The organism is Angustibacter peucedani (assembly GCF_054779595.1).
On the sequence record NZ_BAAGXY010000021.1, the window covers coordinates 1 to 17,093 of the forward strand.

Annotated in this window: 18 protein-coding genes, 1 tRNA gene and 1 pseudogene; 14 read left to right on the forward strand and 6 right to left on the reverse strand. The window is 73.1% G+C overall.

Annotation, left to right across the window (positions count from 1 at the left end; genetic code table 11):
• The 4 genes and pseudogenes from ACYVJ4_RS05380 to ACYVJ4_RS05395 all read left to right on the forward strand — a co-directional run.
• Positions 1-1,543: pseudogene (locus tag ACYVJ4_RS05380) on the forward strand (hypothetical protein); the annotation flags it as partial.
• Positions 1,544-1,667: 124 nt separating this feature from the next.
• A complete protein-coding gene (locus ACYVJ4_RS05385; RefSeq protein WP_460459086.1) occupies positions 1,668-2,120 on the forward strand; it encodes a roadblock/LC7 domain-containing protein in 453 nt (150 codons plus the stop codon).
• A gap of 5 nt (positions 2,121-2,125) precedes the next feature.
• Complete coding sequence (locus tag ACYVJ4_RS05390; RefSeq protein ID WP_460459087.1) at positions 2,126-2,524, forward strand: DUF742 domain-containing protein; 399 nt, start codon at positions 2,126-2,128, stop codon at positions 2,522-2,524.
• Positions 2,505-3,143: a GTP-binding protein gene (locus ACYVJ4_RS05395; protein ID WP_460459088.1), complete on the forward strand. Its 639-nt coding sequence runs from the start codon at positions 2,505-2,507 to the stop codon at positions 3,141-3,143. Before ACYVJ4_RS05390 ends, ACYVJ4_RS05395 begins: the two co-directional genes overlap by 20 nt.
• A 94-nt stretch (positions 3,144-3,237) precedes the next feature.
• On the opposite strand, the gene ACYVJ4_RS05400 is transcribed toward ACYVJ4_RS05395, so the two are convergent.
• Genes ACYVJ4_RS05400 through ACYVJ4_RS05415 form a run of 4 tightly spaced genes read right to left on the reverse strand, consistent with a single transcriptional unit; the run spans position 3,238 to position 6,596 of the window.
• Positions 3,238-3,639 (reverse strand): universal stress protein, encoded by a 402-nt coding sequence (locus tag ACYVJ4_RS05400; protein WP_460459089.1) that lies wholly within the window; start codon positions 3,637-3,639, stop codon positions 3,238-3,240.
• On the reverse strand, positions 3,636-4,469 hold the full coding sequence (locus ACYVJ4_RS05405) for an ATP-binding cassette domain-containing protein (RefSeq protein WP_460459090.1): 834 nt from the start codon (positions 4,467-4,469) through the stop codon (positions 3,636-3,638). Before ACYVJ4_RS05405 ends, ACYVJ4_RS05400 begins: the two co-directional genes overlap by 4 nt.
• Entirely contained in the window at positions 4,466-5,491 is a 1,026-nt protein-coding gene (locus ACYVJ4_RS05410) for an ABC transporter permease (protein ID WP_460459091.1), read from the reverse strand. The genes ACYVJ4_RS05405 and ACYVJ4_RS05410 overlap by 4 nt, the downstream gene beginning before the upstream one ends.
• Before the next feature lie 4 nt (positions 5,492-5,495).
• Positions 5,496-6,596: a substrate-binding domain-containing protein gene (locus tag ACYVJ4_RS05415; protein ID WP_460459092.1), complete on the reverse strand. Its 1,101-nt coding sequence runs from the start codon at positions 6,594-6,596 to the stop codon at positions 5,496-5,498.
• Positions 6,597-6,757: 161 nt separating this feature from the next.
• Between ACYVJ4_RS05415 and ACYVJ4_RS05420 the strand changes: the two genes are divergently transcribed.
• The 3 genes from ACYVJ4_RS05420 to epsC all read left to right on the forward strand — a co-directional run bounded on the left by ACYVJ4_RS05420 (position 6,758) and on the right by epsC (position 9,515).
• Positions 6,758-7,750: a LacI family DNA-binding transcriptional regulator gene (locus ACYVJ4_RS05420; RefSeq protein ID WP_460459210.1), complete on the forward strand. Its 993-nt coding sequence runs from the start codon at positions 6,758-6,760 to the stop codon at positions 7,748-7,750.
• Between the two features lie 193 nt (positions 7,751-7,943).
• Positions 7,944-8,876 (forward strand): cysteine synthase A, encoded by a 933-nt coding sequence (gene cysK / locus ACYVJ4_RS05425; protein ID WP_460459093.1) that lies wholly within the window; start codon positions 7,944-7,946, stop codon positions 8,874-8,876.
• Positions 8,877-8,900: 24 nt separating this feature from the next.
• On the forward strand, positions 8,901-9,515 hold the full coding sequence (gene epsC / locus ACYVJ4_RS05430; RefSeq protein WP_460459094.1) for a serine O-acetyltransferase EpsC: 615 nt from the start codon (positions 8,901-8,903) through the stop codon (positions 9,513-9,515).
• A 101-nt stretch (positions 9,516-9,616) separates the two neighbouring features.
• On the opposite strand, the gene ACYVJ4_RS05435 is transcribed toward epsC, so the two are convergent.
• Entirely contained in the window at positions 9,617-10,600 is a 984-nt protein-coding gene (locus tag ACYVJ4_RS05435; RefSeq protein WP_460459095.1) for a Gfo/Idh/MocA family protein, read from the reverse strand.
• Complete coding sequence (locus tag ACYVJ4_RS05440; protein WP_460459096.1) at positions 10,597-12,198, reverse strand: EAL domain-containing protein; 1,602 nt, start codon at positions 12,196-12,198, stop codon at positions 10,597-10,599. The genes ACYVJ4_RS05435 and ACYVJ4_RS05440 overlap by 4 nt, the downstream gene beginning before the upstream one ends.
• A gap of 104 nt (positions 12,199-12,302) precedes the next feature.
• On the opposite strand from ACYVJ4_RS05440, the gene ACYVJ4_RS05445 reads away from it, so the two are divergent.
• The 7 genes from ACYVJ4_RS05445 to ACYVJ4_RS05475 all read left to right on the forward strand — a co-directional run bounded on the left by ACYVJ4_RS05445 (position 12,303) and on the right by ACYVJ4_RS05475 (position 17,033).
• Positions 12,303-12,905, forward strand: a complete 603-nt coding sequence (locus tag ACYVJ4_RS05445; protein ID WP_460459097.1) for a PilZ domain-containing protein — start codon at positions 12,303-12,305, stop codon at positions 12,903-12,905.
• 12 nt (positions 12,906-12,917) lie between these two features.
• Positions 12,918-13,004, forward strand: a tRNA-Ser gene (locus tag ACYVJ4_RS05450).
• 50 nt (positions 13,005-13,054) lie between these two features.
• Positions 13,055-14,194 carry a DUF3048 domain-containing protein gene (locus ACYVJ4_RS05455; RefSeq protein ID WP_460459098.1) on the forward strand — a complete coding sequence of 380 codons (1,140 nt, stop codon included), beginning with the start codon at positions 13,055-13,057 and terminating at the stop codon, positions 14,192-14,194.
• Positions 14,195-14,259: 65 nt separating this feature from the next.
• A complete protein-coding gene (locus ACYVJ4_RS05460) occupies positions 14,260-14,619 on the forward strand; it encodes a DUF2510 domain-containing protein (RefSeq protein ID WP_460459099.1) in 360 nt (119 codons plus the stop codon).
• A gap of 34 nt (positions 14,620-14,653) precedes the next feature.
• On the forward strand, positions 14,654-15,712 hold the full coding sequence (locus ACYVJ4_RS05465) for a 5'-3' exonuclease (protein ID WP_460459100.1): 1,059 nt from the start codon (positions 14,654-14,656) through the stop codon (positions 15,710-15,712).
• A gap of 27 nt (positions 15,713-15,739) precedes the next feature.
• Entirely contained in the window at positions 15,740-16,306 is a 567-nt protein-coding gene (locus ACYVJ4_RS05470) for an LOG family protein (RefSeq protein ID WP_460459101.1), read from the forward strand.
• Positions 16,307-16,391: 85 nt separating this feature from the next.
• Positions 16,392-17,033 carry a dihydrofolate reductase family protein gene (locus ACYVJ4_RS05475; RefSeq protein WP_460459102.1) on the forward strand — a complete coding sequence of 214 codons (642 nt, stop codon included), beginning with the start codon at positions 16,392-16,394 and terminating at the stop codon, positions 17,031-17,033.
• Positions 17,034-17,093 lie beyond the last annotated feature (60 nt).

Consider the following 17,093-nt stretch of genomic DNA (forward strand, 5'->3'; position numbering starts at 1 on the left):
GGTCGTCGACGCCCCCGAGGTGGACGCCGACGCCCTGCCCAAGCGCGCCCCGCGCGACGCCGCCCCCGCTGCCGAGGCCCCCGCGGCCGACGCGCCGGCCGGCGGTCCCCGTGGCGGCATCTTCAGCAACTTCCGCTCGCGCCGTGCGGTCGAGGAGAACGTCGAGGGCACCCGTCCCGCCGCTCCCTTCGACCTGCCCGCGCTGAACACGCCGCTGGACGACGGCGAGCAGGCCTTCGTGCCGGTGCTCGAGGAATCCTCGGCGCTGCCGACGCGCGACGTCGCCGAGCCGGTCGTCGAGGCCGAGCCCGTCGTCGAGCCGGTCGTCGAGGCCGTCGTCGAGGCCGAGCCGGTCGTCGAGGCCGTCGTCGAGACGCCCGGCCCGCTGGACGCCGGCTGGACCCCCGAGCCCGAGGTGGCCGAGGTCGAGCAGGTCGTCGAGGTCGAGGTCGCGGACGTCGTCGAGCCGGCCGAGGAGCCGGTCGCCGAGGTCGAGCCCGAGGTCGAGCCCCAGGTCGAGCCCCAGGTCGAGCCCCAGGTCGAGGCGGTCGAGGAGACCGTCGCCGAGCTGGAGCCGGTCGCCGAGGTCGAGCCGGAGGTCGCCCCGACCTTCGCCCTCGAGCCGGTCGCCCTCGAGCCGGTCGTCGAGGCCGAGCCCGTGCCGTCGTTCGGCGACGCCCGCTCCGCGCTGTCGGAGCTGGCTCGCGACGCCGCCCCGGTCGAGCCGGTCGAGCCGGTCGCCGAGCCGGTCGAGCAGCCCGTCGCCGAGGAGCCCGAGGTGGCCCCGGTCGCCGAGGTGCCCGCCGCGCCGGCGCTGCCGCCGGTCGGCGCGCCGTCCATGGACATCCTGCCCACCCGTGGTGGCCGTGGCCGTCTGGGCCGACGCACCCCGAAGCCGCTGCCCGCGCCGGCCCCCGTGGCCTCCAGCGCGCCCGCCCCGGCTGCGCCGTACGTCGCCCCGACGGCCCCGGTCCCCGCGGTCCCGTCGGTGCCCTCGGTCCCGTCGGTCCCGTCGATCCCCGCCGCCCGGCAGCCGGAGCCCGCTCCGGTCGCCCCGGTGGCGCCGGAGCCCGAGATCTTCGGTGCCCCGGTCGTGCCGGAGCCCGCGCCGTCCTCGCTGTTCGCCCCCGCGGCCGCCGGCCCGGCGGCCGAGGCCCCGCTCTTCACGGCGCCCGCGCCGGTGGAGCACGAGGTGCCGGTCGAGCCCGCGTTCCCGAGCGCGGTGCCCGCCATGGCGGCCGCGGCCAGCCTGCGCGAGCGGTCGGCCATGGCGTCCGAGGCGCTGTCCGAGCTGTCGGCCCTGTCGTCCTACAGCCCGCAGACGCTGGAGCCCGGTGCTCCGGTGACGCTGCAGCGCCGCACCCCGCTGGCCACCCCGGCCGGCCAGGCCGCGCAGGCACAGCCGGAGGAGCCCATCGGGGCCCGCCGGGGCGCCCGCAACGCCGCCGACGTCCGCACCATGCTCAGCGGCTTCCGGGCCGGCGTGGAGCGCGGTCGTACCAGCCCTGCCAGCCACCAGCCCACCGACCAGGCCGACGGCTGATCTGCCCCCAGATCCGGCCTACGCCGAGCGGGTCTGACGACCCGTGACCGCTCAAGACCTGCACCACCCTGTCCGATCAACCCAGCAAGCAACACCAGCGCAGATGCGACGGAGGACCACCACCGTGACGACGATGAGCACCGAGGCAGCCAACTTCAGCTGGCTCCTCGACAACTTCGTGAAGAGCGTGCCCGGCGTGCGGCACACGCTCGTCGTGTCCGCCGACGGGCTCCTGATGGCCATGTCCGACGAGCTCGACCGGACCAGCGGCGACCAGCTGGCGGCGATCGTGTCGGGCATGGCCAGCCTCACCCGCGGAGCTGCTCGCCAGCTGCGCAGCGGCGAGGTCCGGCAGTCCATCGTCGAGATGGACACCCTGTTCCTGTTCACCATGAGCATCTCCGACGGCTCCGTGCTGTCGGTGATGGCCGACGCCACCTGCGACGTCGGTCTGATCGGCTACGAGATGGCCCTCCTGGTCAGCCGTACCGAGGCGACGCTCACCCCGCAGCTCGTGTCGGAGATGCGCTCGCGCCTCCCCGTCGCCGGCGCGCTGCGGGCTGGGGCCGGGGGGTGATCCCGGTGGACCCCCTCGACTTCCCGGCCGACCTGGCCGAGGACGAGGCGGACGAGGAGACGTACGCCGTCCGTCCGTACGCCGTCACCGGCGGCCGCACGCGGACCACGACGAACGAGCCCCTTCCCGTCGAGGCGCTGGTCCAGGCGCTCGGTGGTCACGACGACATCGGGCTGACCCCCGAGCGCCGCAAGATCCTCGAGCTCACCGCCGACCAGTACCTGTCCGTGGCGGAGCTGTCCGCCCACGTCAGCCTTCCTGTCGGCATCGTGCGGGTCATCATCAGCGACCTGTCCGACGCCGGCAAGGTCCGGATCCACGGGTCCGGCGCCCTCACCGCATCTGCCCCCGCAACCAGCCTCAGCGTCCTGGAGAGTGTTCTCAATGGCATTTCCTCGCTCTGACGTCGCCCCGCAGGGCACGCCCGCGGGAGCCCCGGGCACGCCCACTGCTGCGGGTACCCCCGACGCGCCCCCCACCGTCGTCAAGATCGTCGTCGCGGGCGGCTTCGCCGTCGGCAAGACGACCTTCATCGGATCCCTGTCCGACATCGAGCCGCTGCGCACCGAGGCCGCGATGACCGAGCACTCGCTCGGCGTCGACGACGCCGGTGGCGTGACGGACCGCAAGACCTCCACCACGGTGGCCATGGACTTCGGGCGCATCTCGCTCCCGGGCAACCTGTGGCTGTACCTGTTCGGCACGCCTGGCCAGGACCGGTTCCTGTTCATGTGGGACGACCTGGTCAAGGGCGCGATCGGCGCCGTCGTCCTGGTCGACACCGACCGGCTCGACCAGTGCTTCCCGGCCGTGGACTACTTCGAGGCCCGGCAGATCCCGTTCGTCGTCGCGGTCAACTGCTTCGACGGCGTGGCCCGCCACCAGCTCGAGGACGTCCGTGAGGCGCTGGCCATCCCGGCGCACGTGCCGATGCTCTACACCGACGCGCGCACCCGCGCGGCGACCAAGCAGGCGCTGATCTCCGTCGTCCAGCTGGCGATGCAGCGTCTCACCGGGGCCTGAGCCTCACCGCTCGAGCGCCCCGCTCACGACCCGGCCGGCGTCGGTGCCCCAGAGGCACCGGCGCCGGCCGCGCCACGTCCAGACCCGCTGCGGCTCAGGCCTTCTGCTTGACCGCGAGCACCGGGCAGGACGCCTCGAGCAGCACGCGCTGGGCGGTGCTGCCGAGGATGAGCTTGCCGACCGGGCTGCGCTGCCGGATGCCGATCACCACCAGGGTGGCGTCGTGCGCCGCGGCCGCCCGCAGGATCTCGTCGGCCGCGTCGCGGCCCTCGGTCGGCTGCTGCACCTCGTGGTCGATCCCGGCCTCGGTCAGCTCGGACTCGATGCTGTCGAGGTCGGCGGCCGAGGCGAACACCGGGTCGGCGTAGTTGCCGCCCCGGCCGGTGTTGACGACGACCAGCCGGCCGCCGCGCATCACCGCCTCGTCCTTGGCCCGCTCGAACGCCGCGACGCCCTGCGAGCTCGGGATGTAGCCGACGACGATGCGCTCGCTCACGCCGGGCCGTCCAGCTTCTTGGCCCCGGTCATGATGGCCACGCCCTCACCCATGTCGTGCGTCTGCGGGGTGATGACGCCGGCCCGCCCGCCGAGGCGCTGGATGTGGATGCGGTCGGCGACCTCCCACACGTGCGGCATGTTGTGGCTGATGAAGATGATCGAGAGCCCCTGGTCGCGCAGCTGCTTGATCATGTCCAGCACCATGCCGGACTCCTTGACGCCCAGGGCGGCCGTGGGCTCGTCGAGCACCACGACCTTGGAGCCGAACGCCGCCGCGCGGGCGACGGCGACCGCTTGGCGCTGACCGCCGGACAGCGTCTCGACGGCCTGCCCCATGTTCTGGATCGTCTGGATCCCGAGGTCTTCCACCGACTTGCCCGCCCGGCGCTCCATGCCCTTCTTGTCGAGCATGCGCAGCACCGAGCCGAGCGGTCCCTTGCGGCGCTCCTCGCGGGCGAGGTACAGGTTGCTCGCGATGTCGAGCGCCGGGATGACCGCCAGCTGCTGGTAGACCGTCTCGATGCCCGCCTCGCGCGCGTCCTGCGGCTTGCGGAAGTTCACCGGCTTGCCGTTCATCGAGATGTCCCCGGAGTCCGGCACGTACGCGCCGGTCAGGCACTTGATGAGCGTCGACTTGCCGGCGCCGTTGTCGCCGATGACCGCGAGGATCTCGCCGGGGTACAGGTCGAGGTCGACGCCGTCGAGGCCGACGACCCGACCGAAGGTGATGACCAGCTTGCGGGCCTGCAGCACCGGCTGCTGCTCGTAGATGTGCTGCTTGCCCTCCGGCACGCCGCCGTGGGCGACCTCGAGCTCTGTCGTCGTCATGCCTTGACCTTCCTGATCCACTGGTCGACCGCGACGGCCACGATCACGAGGATGCCGGTGGCCAGCACGCGCCACTGCTGGTCGACGCCCATCTGCGACAGGCCGAACTGCAGGGTCTGGACGATGAGCGCGCCGATGAGCGTGCCCACCAGCCGGCCGCGGCCGCCGAACAGGCTGGTGCCGCCGATCACGACGGCGGTGATGCTGGCCAGGTTGGCGTCCGGTGCCGCGTTGGGCGTCGCCGCCCCGGCGCGGCCGATGAGGATCCAGGCGGCGATGCCGTAGATCAGACCGGCCACGGTGTAGACGCCGAGCAGGATGCGCTTGCTCGGGACGCCGGACAGGCGGGCTGACTCGGCGTCGTCGCCGACCGCGTAGACGTAGCGACCCCAGGCGGTCTGCGACAGCACGAAGCCGATCACCGCGTAGATGATGATCACGACGACGATGCCCCAGGTCAGGCGGAAGGCACCGATCGCGAAGCCCTCGCCCAGGAAGTTGAGCACCCGCGGCAGGTGGTCGGCCTGGATGCTCTCGCCGCCGGAGTACAGCAGCGCGATCGCGGTGAAGATGCTCAGCGTGCCGAGCGTGACGATGAACGGCGGCAGGTTGATCCGGGTGACGAGGACGCCGTTGAGCAGGCCGGCCGCGGTGGCCAGCACGACGCCGATCAGCAGGCCGAGGACGCCGGGCATGCCGCCGTCCTTGCTCAAGGTGGCCATGACCATCATCGACAGCACCATGATCGCGCCGACCGACAGGTCGATGCCGGCGGTGAGGATCACCAGGGTCTGGCCGACGGCGAGCGCCGCCACGACCGCCGACTGCTGCAGCAGGATGCCCATGGAGTTGGGCGTGAGGAACGTCGGCGTCGCGATGAAGAAGGCCACGAAGGCGACGAACAGGAGGAACAGCGGGCTCAGCCACGGTCTGCCGTGCAGCTGGTGCTGGACCTTCTGGAGCGGGGACTGCCGCCGCCGAGCGAACTCGGCGGCGGCAGCAGAGCCGGTGGTGGTCGTCATCGGGTCAGTTGCCCCAGCAGATCTTGGAGCCGTCGTCCGAGCTGATGCTGTCGACGCCCTCGGCCTGCTTGTCCGTCACCAGGGCGACCCCGGTGTTGTAGAAGTCCAGGCCGGACGTCGTCTGCGGCTTCTCGCCACCGCGGGCGATCTTGGCGATGGCCTCCATGCCGAGCGTCGCCATCTTCAGCGGGTACTGCTGCGCCGTGGCGCCGATGACGCCGCTCTTGACGCTGCTGACACCCGCGCACCCGCCGTCGACCGAGACGATGGTGGCCGTCTTGCCGGCCGCCTTCAGCGCGGCGTTGGCGCCGACCGCGGTGGGCTCGTTGATCGTGTAGACCACGTTGATGTCGGGGTTCTTGGCGAGGCACTTCTCCATCGCCGAGCGGCCGCCGTCCTCGGCGCCCTGGCCCGCCTCGTTGCAGACGATCGTGTAGTTGCCGCCCTTGCCGCCGGTGTACTTGCCGGTCTTGGCCTCGTCACCGTTCTTCTTCGGGTCGGCGACGTCGATGCCCATGCCCTCGAGGAAGCCCTGGTCGCGGTTGTAGTCGACCGAGACGATCTTGTCGTCGAACAGGTCGAGCAGCGCGATGACGGCGTCCTTGCCGTCCATCTGCGCCGCGGCCCACTGGCCGTCGAGCTTGCCGGCCTCGCGGTTGTCGGTCGCGAACGTGATGTCGACCGTGTCAGCCGGGTCGGGCGGGGTGTCGAGCGCGATGACGTAGAGGCCGGCGTCGCGGGCCTTCTTGATCGCGGCGTTGACGCCGGTGCTCATCGGGGTGATGAGGATGCCCTTGTCGCCGCGGGCGATGGAGTCCTCGATCGCGGTGATCTGGCCCTGGTCGTCACCCTCCTGCTTGCCGGAGGCGACGGTGAGCTTGACGTTGTTCTTCGTGGCGTCGGCCTTCGCGCCCTTCTGCATGGCGACGAAGAACGGGTTGGTCGAGTCCTTGGTGATCAGGCTGACGCCCACCGCGGCGTCGCCGCCGCCGGAACCGCCCCCGGCGTCGTCACCACCCCGGTTGCAGGCCGCCAGACCGGTGACGGTGACGAGGGCCGCAGTGATGGCGACGGCCCGCCGTGCGGACGGGCTCCTGAGTGTCATGCGAGTCATGTCAGCTGGTCCCTCTCTGAGCAGCGCTGCGCGCCTTGACAACGTTGGCAGAAGTAGTGTGTAGTCCCGGAGTGCACGAAAGTCAAGGGCTCGGCGCGAGAGCGGGTGCAATCGTGACACCGATGTCAACGGGCCCCAGGCCCCGCGCCACCATGCGCGAGGTGGGGGCGCTGGCCGGCGTGAGCATCAAGACGGTCTCGCGCGTCGTGAACCGCGAGCCGGGGGTCTCGCCCGAGGTGAAGGCCCGGGTCGAGAAGGCCGTGCGCCAGCTCGGCTACCGGCACAACCTGGCGGCGAGCAACCTGCGCCGCGCCAACGCGCGCAGCGCCATGGTGGGTGCGCTCGTGCAGGACGTGAGCAACAGCTTCTCGGCCGCGCTGCTGCGCAGCCTCGAGGACGCCGCGCACAGCCGCGACATGCTGCTGTTCGCCGCCAGCCTGGACGAGGAGCCCGACCGCGAGCACACCCTGGTCGAGAGCCTGGTGCGGCGACGGGTCGACGGACTGCTGCTGATGCCGGCGACCCAGCGGCAGGACTACCTGGTCGACGACGTCCGGGCCGGGCTGCCGGTGGTGTTCGTCGACCGGCGTCCGCAGGGCCTGGACGCCGACTCGGTCACGGTCGACAACGCTGGCGGGGCGCGCATGGCGGTCGAGCACCTGCTCGCGCACGGGCACGAGCGCATCGCGGTGCTGGCCGACCTGCCCGACATCCAGACCGGTGCCGCGCGCCTGGCCGGGTACTGGGCGGCGCTGCAGGCCGCCGGCCTGCCGGTGCGGCCCGAGCACGTCGTCACCTCGCTGCGGTCGGAGGACGTCGCGACCGAGGCCACGCTGCGGCTGCTGGACTCCGAGCAGCCGCCGACCGCGATCTTCGCCGCGCGCAACGCGCTGGCCGTCGGGGCGATCCGGGCGCTGCGCCAGCGCGGGGCGACCGGCTCCGTGGCCCTCGTCGGCTTCGACGACTTCCCGCTCGCCGACCTGGTCGACCCGCCGCTCACCGTCATCCGGCAGAACGTCGCCCAGATCGGCGCCGAGGTGACCCGCATCCTGTTCTCGCGCATCGACGGCGACCACTCGGTGCCCGAGCACCTGGTGCTGCCGCCGACGCTGGTGCAGCGCGGCTCGGGCGAGATCCGCCCGTAGCGGGGCCTTCCGGGCGTCGCCGACCGGGCCAGCTGGTGGGCGGCCGTCTCAGCATGCGGATTGGTGGTGTCCACGGGATGACTGCTCCGTGCGGCCGGTGTTCCCTGGTACGGGACGACGCACCCGTCGTCCGTGCTGCCCCGCGCCGCCGGCGCGAGCGCCCGCCGGCCCGACCCCCCGAGGTGACTGCACCGTGAGCCGCATCTACGACGACGTGACCGCCCTGATCGGGAACACCCCGCTGGTGCGCCTCAACCGCATCACCGACGGCGCCGGCGCCACGGTGCTCGCCAAGCTCGAGTTCTACAACCCGGCCAACAGCGTCAAGGACCGGATCGGCGTCTCGATCATCGACGCGGCCGAGGCGTCCGGCGAGCTGAAGCCGGGGGGCACGATCGTCGAGGCCACGAGCGGCAACACCGGCATCGCGCTCGCCATGGTGGGTGCGGCGCGCGGCTACCAGGTGGTGCTCACCATGCCCGAGACGATGAGCAAGGAGCGGCGGGCGCTGCTGCGGGCCTTCGGGGCCGAGCTGGTGCTGACGCCCGGCGCGGAGGGCATGAAGGGCTGCGTCGCGCGGGCCGAGGCGATCGCGCAGGAGCGCGGGGCGGTCCTGGCGCGGCAGTTCGCGAACGAGGCCAACCCGGCGATCCACCGCCGCACCACGGCCGTCGAGATCTGGGACGACACCGACGGGGCCGTGGACGTCGTCGTCGCCGGCATCGGCACGGGCGGCACCATCACCGGGGTCGGCCAGGTGCTGAAGGAGAAGAGGCCCGAGGTGCAGATCATCGCGGTCGAGCCCGAGGAGTCGCCGATCCTCAACGGCGGTCAGCCGGCCCCGCACAAGATCCAGGGGATCGGCGCGAACTTCGTGCCCGAGATCCTCGACACGTCGGTCTACGACGAGGTCATCGACGTCAACGCCGACAGCGCGGTCGAGTGGGCCCGCCGGGCGGCCGCCGAGGAGGGGCTGCTGGTCGGGCTGTCGTCGGGTGCGGCGCTCAAGGCCGCGGTCGACGTCGCCAAGCGGCCCGAGAACGACGGCAAGACGATCGTCGTGATCATCCCGAGCTTCGGCGAGCGCTACCTGTCGACGATCCTCTACCAGGACCTGCTGGACTGAGACCCGTTGCACGTCAACAGATCTGTGCCGTCACCCACGCTGGTCAAGGGCTGGGCGGGGGTGCGTGACCGGTTCCTCGAGGACCTCGAGGCGGCCGGACGTCGCGACCCGGCCGCCCGCAGCCGCGTCGAGCTGGCGCTCGCCTACCCGGGGCTGCACGCGGTCTGGGTGCACCGGGTGGCCCACCGCATGTGGCAGCGGCCGGGGCTGCGGCTCGCGGCGCGGCTGCTCTCGCAGCTGAACCGCACGCTGACCGGCGTCGAGATCCACCCCGGGGCCGTGCTCGGGCGGCGGCTGTTCATCGACCACGCGATGGGTGTCGTGATCGGCGAGACCGCCGTGGTCGGGGACGACGTGATGCTCTACCACGGGGTGACCCTGGGCGGGCGGTCGCTCGAGCGCGTGAAGCGGCACCCGACGGTGGAGGACGGCGTCGTCATCGGCGCGGGCGCCCGGGTGCTGGGGCCGGTGACGGTGGGGCGCGGCGCGCAGATCGGCGCCAACTCGGTGGTGGTCAAGGACGTGCCGCCGGGTGCGGTGGTGGTCGGCGTCCCGGGGCAGGTGCGGCAGCCGCCGCCCGACGTCCCGGTGCCGGCCGACCCCTACGACGTCTGGGCCGACCCCGCCCTCTTCATCTGACGCCGGTCTTCCCTCACCGGTGCCGGTTTCCCTCACCCGTGCCGCTGGGCAGGCCCCGGCAGCGGCATCTGCGAGGGAAAGCGGCTCCGGCGAGGGAAGGGCTACGGCAGGCCGGGGTAGGTCAGACCGATCTGGCGGCGCACCTCGTCCAGGGTGTCCATGATCGAGACGGTCTCGTCCAGCGGCATGACCGGGCTCTCGGTGAGGCCCTCGCGCAGGCAGCGCGCCACCTCGGCCATCTCGTGCCGCAGCCCGTGGCCCTCGTGCGGCTCGTCGAAGCGCCACGGCTCCCCCGTGCGCGGCACCACGGTGAAGGACGTCGGCGAGTAGAAGGTCGTGTCGATCTCGAGGCGTCCATCGGTGCCGACCACCGTTGCGCGGCAAGGGCTCTTGGCTCGCAACGTCGTCGAGAGCACCGCCTGCGCACCCGACGCGTGGTCGAGCACCATCGACGTCTGGGCGTCGACCCCGGTGGACGTCGGCGTCGACCGGGCCGTGACCGCGGACGGCGGTCCCAGCACCATCGAGGCGAACGACACCACGTAGACGCCGAGGTCGAGCAGCGCGCCGCCGCCGAGCTCGGGTGCGAACAGCCGGTGCGACGGGTCGAAGGCGAACCACTGCCCGTGGTCGGCCGTCACCGTGACGACCTCGCCGAGCTCGCCCCGGGCCAGCACCTCGCGCACCGCGACCAGGTGGGGGTTGAACCGCGCCCACATGGCCTCCATCAAGAAGGTGCCCCGGGCGCGCGCCGCGGCGACGAGCGCGCGGGCCTGCGCGGCGTCCATCGTGAACGGCTTCTCGACCAGCACGGCCTTTCCCGCCTCGATGGCCAGCAGGGCCGCGTCGTGGTGCCCCGGGTGCGGCGTCGCGACGTACACGACGTCGACCTCGGGGTCGGTGGCCAGCGCCTCGTAGCTGCCGTGCGCCCGCGAAACACCATGCGCCGCAGCGAAAGCGGACGCCTGCTCCGCCGTCCGCGATCCCACCGCCACGACCTCGACGTCCGGCAGCAGCGCGACGTCGCGCGTCATGGCCCGGGCGATGCCCCCGGTGCCGATGACGCCGACACGGGTCGGGCTCACAGGTCCTCCGCAGGCATGATGTGCGCGACGACGAACGTCGGGTCGCCGCTGTCGTCGTCCAGCGTCGTCGCCCACACGTGCGCCGCCACGGTCGTGCCGTCGACGTGCAGGTAGCGCTTCGAGACGTGCTGGGTCGAGCGGTGGTTCTCGAGCAGGGCGCGCAGGTTCTTGGCGTCGACCTCGCGGTCGGCGGCGAAGGTGATGTCGGGCACGAGCACCCGGACGAGCTCCTCCGGTCGGTAGCCCAGCATCGAGGCGAACGCCCGGTTGACGCGCACGATGCCGCCGTCGAAGTCCGAGAGCGCCATGCCGATCGGCGACTGCTCGAAGGCCCAGCTGAGCGTCGCCTCGGTCGAGGCCAGCAGCCGCTCGGCCTCGACCTGCGGCGTGACGTCGCGGCTCGTTGCCACCACCTGCGAGGGCCGGCCGTCGGGGTCGCGCAGCAGCTGCGCGCGCGTGTTGAGCCAGCGGTAGCCGCCGTCGCGGTGCCGCGCGCGGTGGATGCGCACCGACGGCGGCTGGCCGCGCTCGGGCTCGCGGGTCGTGAGGATCTCCTGCGCCTCGTCGGGGTGCAGGTGGTCGGCCATCGAGGTGCCGATGAGGTCGGACGGCGTGTAGCCGAGCACCGCGAGCGAGCCGGGGGAGGCGTAGAGCACCAGCGCGTCCGGCCGCGTGATGGTGACGAGCTCGTCGGACCCGATCTGGATCGGCGCCGGCTGCGACACGTCGAGCGCTCTCACGACCTTGCCGGAGGGCTGGTCGAGGTCGTGCTCGAGCTCGGCCGACGCCGGTGCGGGACGCCCGAAGTACCAGCCCTGGGCGGTGTCGCAGCCGAGCGCCACCAGCTGGCGCGCCTGCTCGCGGGTCTCGACGCCCTCGCCGCACACCGTCAGCCCGAGGGTGTGGGCGGTGTCGATCAGCAGCCGGACGACGACCGCGTCGCGGGCGTTCTCGTGCACCTTCGCGACGAACGACCGGTCGATCTTGAGCAGGTCGATCGGCAGCTGCCGCAGCATGCTCAGCGGCGAGTGGCCGATGCCGAAGTCGTCCAGCGCGATGCGGACGCCGAGCGAGCGCAGCGCGTGCAGGCGGGCCGCGCCCTCCTCGAGGTCCTCGATCGCGGCCGACTCGGTGATCTCGAGCAGCAGCTGCTGCGGCCGCAGGCCCGACTCCTCCAGCGCCGTCGCGACCTGCCCGACGAACGCCGGCGTGGCCAGCTGCAGCGGCGAGACGTTGACGGCCACCGTGGGCAGCCGGCCCTCGCGCGCCGGCCAGCCGGCCGCGGTGCGGCAGGCGGCGAACAGCACCTGCGCGCCGAGCGGGTGGATCAGCCCCGAGGCCTCGGCGACCGGGATGAAGACGTCGGGCGGGACGACGCCGAGGACGGGGTCGGTCCAGCGGGCCAGGGCCTCGACGCCGGTGGCTCGCGCCGACGGCAGCGTGACAACCGGCTGGTAGTGCAGCGTCACCGCGCCGTCGGTCAGCGCCTGCCGCAGCCGCGCCTCGATCTCGCCGGTCGGCACGCTCGTCGCGGGCGCAGGCGGCACCGCACCGCCGACGGCGCGGCCGTCGTCCGGTGGGGTGTCGGGTGTGCCCATGGGCCCGCCCCTGCGCTCGGGTTGATCACTGGCCGGACCACTGTGCCACGGAACCCGCGCGGACGTGACCGCCTTCTGGGCGGTGCGGGACATAGGCTCGGCGCGTGACGCCGCTGCGGGAGCGACTCGGTCCGATGGCGCTGATCAGCCACAGCACCAACCCCGCCGGTCTCGTGGGCCGGCTGGCCGAGCCGCAAGGCACCGCCGACGGGGTCGTGTACGCGCTGGACGGCGCCCCGTCGGCCCTGCCCGGGGTCGGCGAGCAGGTGCACTGCTGGAGCGACGAAGCAGGCGGTTGGACGACGACGGTGCGCGAGGTGCGCGACGGCCAGCTGGTCCTCGACCGTCCGGCCTGGCTGGTGCGGCAGCAGACGCGACGCAGCCCGCGCGTCGAGGCGGCCGTGGCGGTGCGCGTGCAGGTGCGCGACCAGGACGTCGCGGGCCGGCTCGTCGACGTCTCGGCCGAAGGTGCCGCCCTGCTCATCGAGGGCACGCTCGCGCCGATGGCCGGCGCCGAGGTGCAGATCGCGCTGCCGCGCGGCGATCGGGTGCGGGCCGTCGTCCGGTCGCGCCGCACGCACGCCCACCGGCTGCTGCGCGTGGTGGGCCTGCAGTGGCTGGACGTCGACCAGCGGGCCCGCGACTGGCTCGACCGCGAGCTGCACCGCGCCCTGGGTCAGCGGCGGCGCGGGCGCGGTGGGGCATGATGACGCTGCTCAGGAGGGCTCGCGTAGTGGCCGAGCGCGGCGGTCTTGAAAACCGCTAGGCGGGCAACCGTCTCGTGGGTTCGAATCCCACGCCCTCCGCTGGAACCACCGGGACAAGACTGCCGCACCACCTCGAGGGGAACCGGATCGTGACCGAAGCGTTCGACCGTCGCACGCTGCTGCTCGGAGGAGTGCTCGGCGTCGCCGGGGTCGCCCTCGCGAGCTGCTCGAAGGACACACCGAAGGCGGCACCCAGCCCGTCGCCGTCCGCGACGCCGACGCCCACGCCGACGCCGTCCGCGACGCCGAAGGACACGCGCCCGCGCTGGCCGCTGACCGGCAAGCTGCTCAAGGACCCGTCCGACGCCAAGCACGCCGCCGTTGCGGTCAAAGTGCCGGACAACAAGAACGAGCACCCGCAGGTCGGCCTCGACCTCGCCGACATCGTCTTCGTCGAGCTCGACGGCTACCCCGACGCCTCCGGCTACAGCAGCACGCGCCTGGTGCCGGTGTTCCACTCGCGCATGCCGGACGACGTCGGGCCGGTGCGCTCGATCCGGCCGGTCGACGTCGCGCTGCTCAGCCCCATCGGCGCGATCATCGGCAACACCGGCGCCACCGGCTGGGTGCTCAACTACGTGAAGCACTACCGCCGCCTGGTCGACGGGTCGCTGTCGTACCTCGAGACGCGCGGCACGGGGTCGTACTCGATCGACCCGAACCGCGTGCGCACCTACCAGGGCGTGACGTACTACGACCGCGCCGTCGTCTGCCACCCGGAGGTGCTGGCGAAGCAGACCAGCGCCTTCAAGAGCGGCCCGAAGCAGGTGTACTTCCCGTTCGCGGCGACCTCGGCGGGCGCCAGCACCGCCAAGGGCAAGAAGGCGCGCACGATCGGGGTGCCGTGGAAGGGCGACGGCTACGTCATGGGCTACACCTACGACGCGCGGTCCGGCACCTACCTGCGCTCGATGCCCTGGGGGCCGCACACCCTGGCGAACGGCAAGCGCGTGGCGCCCGACAACGTCCTGGTGATCCGCGCGCGGCAGCACTACGCCAAGACCTACTCGGGGTCCGGCCACGACGAGCCGGCGCACGACGTCTCGCACCGCAAGGGCTCGTTCTACTACGCCAACGGCGGCCGCTACGTCACCGGCACCTGGAGCAAGGGCGGGCTCGACGACCCGTTTCGGTTCACGCTCGCCGACGGCAGCCCGCTGCAGATGGCGCCCGGCCAGACCTACGTCGAGCTCGCCGACAAGGACGCCAAGATCCGCATCGGGGCCTGATCGCGGCACGCACCGTGACCGGCGCGTGCTTCCGCTGAGGCCGTCGGCGGGCGCACCATGGTGACGTGCGGCGCCAGGGGTGGCGGAGGTCGTTCTGGGCCGGCGGGGCCGGGTGCCTCGCGGGCGGTGCCGCGCTGGTCGGGTGGGCCCAGTACGTCCTCGCCACCGGCGACCCGGACGTCGACGGGCCGGGGATGCTGGCCTTCAGCTGCTACGTGATGGCCGTCCCGCTCGCCGTCCTGGGCGTGGTGCTGCTGCTCGTCGCAGCCTTCGCCGGACGTCGTCGGGCGGCCGACCCCGCGCTGCCCCCGCCGGGCTGGTACCCCGACGAGGCCGACCCCACGCTGACCCGCTGGTGGGACGGCACGGCCTGGACCGCCGCGACCTCGCCGGGCGAGCCGTCGTCGTGGCACCCGGAGGGCTGAGCCGGACGTCGGTGGGCCGGGTTACGGTCGTGGCGTGACCTCGCCCGGCCCGCTCCCGTCGTCCCCGCTGCTCATGGCGGTCGACGGCAACAGCCTGCTGCACCGGGCGCACCACGCGCACGAGCACAGCGGCCAGCGCGACACCACCGGCCGGCCGGTCTGGGCGCTGCGCGGCATGGTCGTCTCGGTGGGCGGTGCCGCGGCCCGCCTCACGCCCGACGCCGTGGTGGTGGCCTTCGACTGCGAGGGCGACTCGTGCCGCAAGAGCGAGTACCCCGACTACAAGGCCGGCCGCCGCGAGAAGTCGCCCGAGCTGCTCGACCAGCTCGCCGCCGCCCCCGACCTGCTGCGCGCGGCGGGGTTCGCCGTCGTCCAGCACGAGGGCTGGGAGGCGGACGACGTCCTGGCCTCGGCTGCCGCCACGGCCCGACGTGCGGGCTGGCGCAGCACGCTGGTCACCAGCGACCGCGACGCCTTCGCCCTGATCGACGAGTGGACCTCGGTGCTGCGCGTGATCGTCGGCGGCATCGACGCCTCGCCGCTGCTCACGCCCGCGCGCATGCCGGCCGCGTGCGGCGTCTCGCAGGGGCGGTACCGCGACTACGCGGCGGTGCGCGGGGACGTGTCCGACAACTTGCCCGGGGCGCTGGGGATCGGGGCGAAGACGGCGGCACGGCTGATGGGCGCCTACGCGCGAGTCGCCGACGCCTACGCTGCCCTCGACGACGGGCGGGGTGCCGAGGTGGAGGCCGCGATCGGCGTGGCCGCGGCCCGGCGGCTGGCCGACCCGGTGGCGCGGGCCAACGTCGAGCGCAACCTGCGGCTGATGTCCATGAACGACGGGCTCGAGCTGCCGCCGGTCGAGTCGATGCGGGTGCCGATGGACGTCGTCCGGCTGCAGAACGGCCTGCTGCAGCGCGACATCCGGCTCGGTCCGTCGCTGTGGGCGCTGACCGGTGCGGCGCCTCCCGGTGCGGCGTCGTGGGACCGGCTGGCCGAGCTCGAGGACCTGCCGCACGTCTACCACCGCGAGCAGCGCCCGGCGAAGGCCGTCGAGCCGGTGCCGACCGACGACCAGCTCAGCCTCTTCTGACGGGCTGCGGGTTCCTAGACTCGGCGCGTGAGCCGGAGCATCCGTCGTGTCGCCGTCTTCTGCGGGTCGAGCCCCGGCGTCGACCCCGCCCTGCCGAGCGCGGCGTACGACGTCGGGCGCGGGCTCGCCGAGCGCGGCATCGGGCTCGTGTACGGCGGGGGAGGCTTCGGGCTGATGCGCGACGTCTCGCAAGGCGCCCTGGACGCCGGCGGCGAGGTGGTCGGCGTCATCCCGCGCTCGATGGTCGAGCGCGAGTGGGGGCGCCACGACCTCACCGAGCTGCACGTCGTCGAGACGATGCACGAGCGCAAGGCGCTGATGGCCGAGCTCGCCGATGCGTTCCTGTGCCTGCCCGGAGGGCTGGGCACGCTGGAGGAGGTCGTCGAGGTCTGGAGCTGGCGGCACATCGGTTTCAACGACGACCCGGTCGGCTTCCTGGACGTCGGCGGCTTCTGGCGGCCGCTGCTCGACGCGGTCGACGGGCTGGTCGACGCCGGCTTCATCCGACGCGAGGTGATGGACGACCTCGTGGTGGCCGGTGACCTCGACTCCGCGCTCTCCGGTCTGGCCGCTCGCCTCGATGCCGCCGGCTGAGCCGGCAGCGATGAGAACGGCCGGCCCTGGCGGTCGGTAGGGGTGACGGCGGGGGCTCCGCCGTCGTCCGAGCCTGGAGGCCACGATGTCGCAGCTGCGCGTCCACAACTTCTCGATCTCGCTCGACGGGTTCGGCACCGGCGAGCCGCAGTCGGCCGAGGCGCCGTTCGGCCACGCCGGCGAGCGCCTGCACGAGTGGATGTTCGCGACCCGCTTCTGGGACGCCGAGACCGGAAGCTCCGGCGTCGACGACGCCTTGGCGCAGCGGCACTCGGACGGCATCGGCGCGGAGATCATGGGCGCGGGCAAGTTCGGGCCACCCGGCTGGCAGGACGACGACGGGTGGCGCGGCTGGTGGGGCGAGACCCCGCCGTTCGGCACGCCGACGTTCGTGCTGACCCACCGTCCGCGGCCGCCGCTGGAGATGGACGGCGGCACCACCTTCCAGTTCCTGGACGCCGCACCGGCCGAGGCGCTCGCGGTGGCTCGCGAGGCGGCGCGTGGTCTCGACGTCCGGCTCGGCGGTGGCGCGACGGTCATCCGCGACTTCGTCGCCGCCGGGCTGGTCGACCTGATGCACCTGGTGCAGGTGCCGGTGGTGCTCGGGCGCGGTTCCCGGGTGTGGGACGGGCTCGAGGGGCTCGAGGACGCCTACGCGGTGGAGGCGGTGTCGTCGCCGAGCGGCGTCACGCACCTGACCTTCACGCGGAGGGCGGGCGCGGCCTGACGCGGGCGGCCCCGTCCGCGCGGTGGTACTTGTCGAGGGTTGCGCGTGCTTGTCACGGGC

Bases quoted from the DNA above. Each gene is read 5' to 3' on its own strand.
- ACYVJ4_RS05395 (WP_460459088.1), top strand. From the start codon at position 2,505: ATGGCATTTCCTCGCTCTGACGTCGCCCCGCAGGGCACGCCCGCGGGA.
- ACYVJ4_RS05405 (WP_460459090.1), bottom strand. From the start codon at position 4,469: ATGACGACGACAGAGCTCGAGGTCGCCCACGGCGGCGTGCCGGAGGGC.
- ACYVJ4_RS05410 (WP_460459091.1), bottom strand. From the start codon at position 5,491: ATGACGACCACCACCGGCTCTGCTGCCGCCGCCGAGTTCGCTCGGCGG.
- ACYVJ4_RS05415 (WP_460459092.1), bottom strand. From the start codon at position 6,596: ATGACACTCAGGAGCCCGTCCGCACGGCGGGCCGTCGCCATCACTGCG.
- ACYVJ4_RS05420 (WP_460459210.1), top strand. From the start codon at position 6,758: ATGCGCGAGGTGGGGGCGCTGGCCGGCGTGAGCATCAAGACGGTCTCG.
- ACYVJ4_RS05440 (WP_460459096.1), bottom strand. From the start codon at position 12,198: ATGGGCACACCCGACACCCCACCGGACGACGGCCGCGCCGTCGGCGGT.
- ACYVJ4_RS05475 (WP_460459102.1), top strand. From the start codon at position 16,392: ATGTCGCAGCTGCGCGTCCACAACTTCTCGATCTCGCTCGACGGGTTC.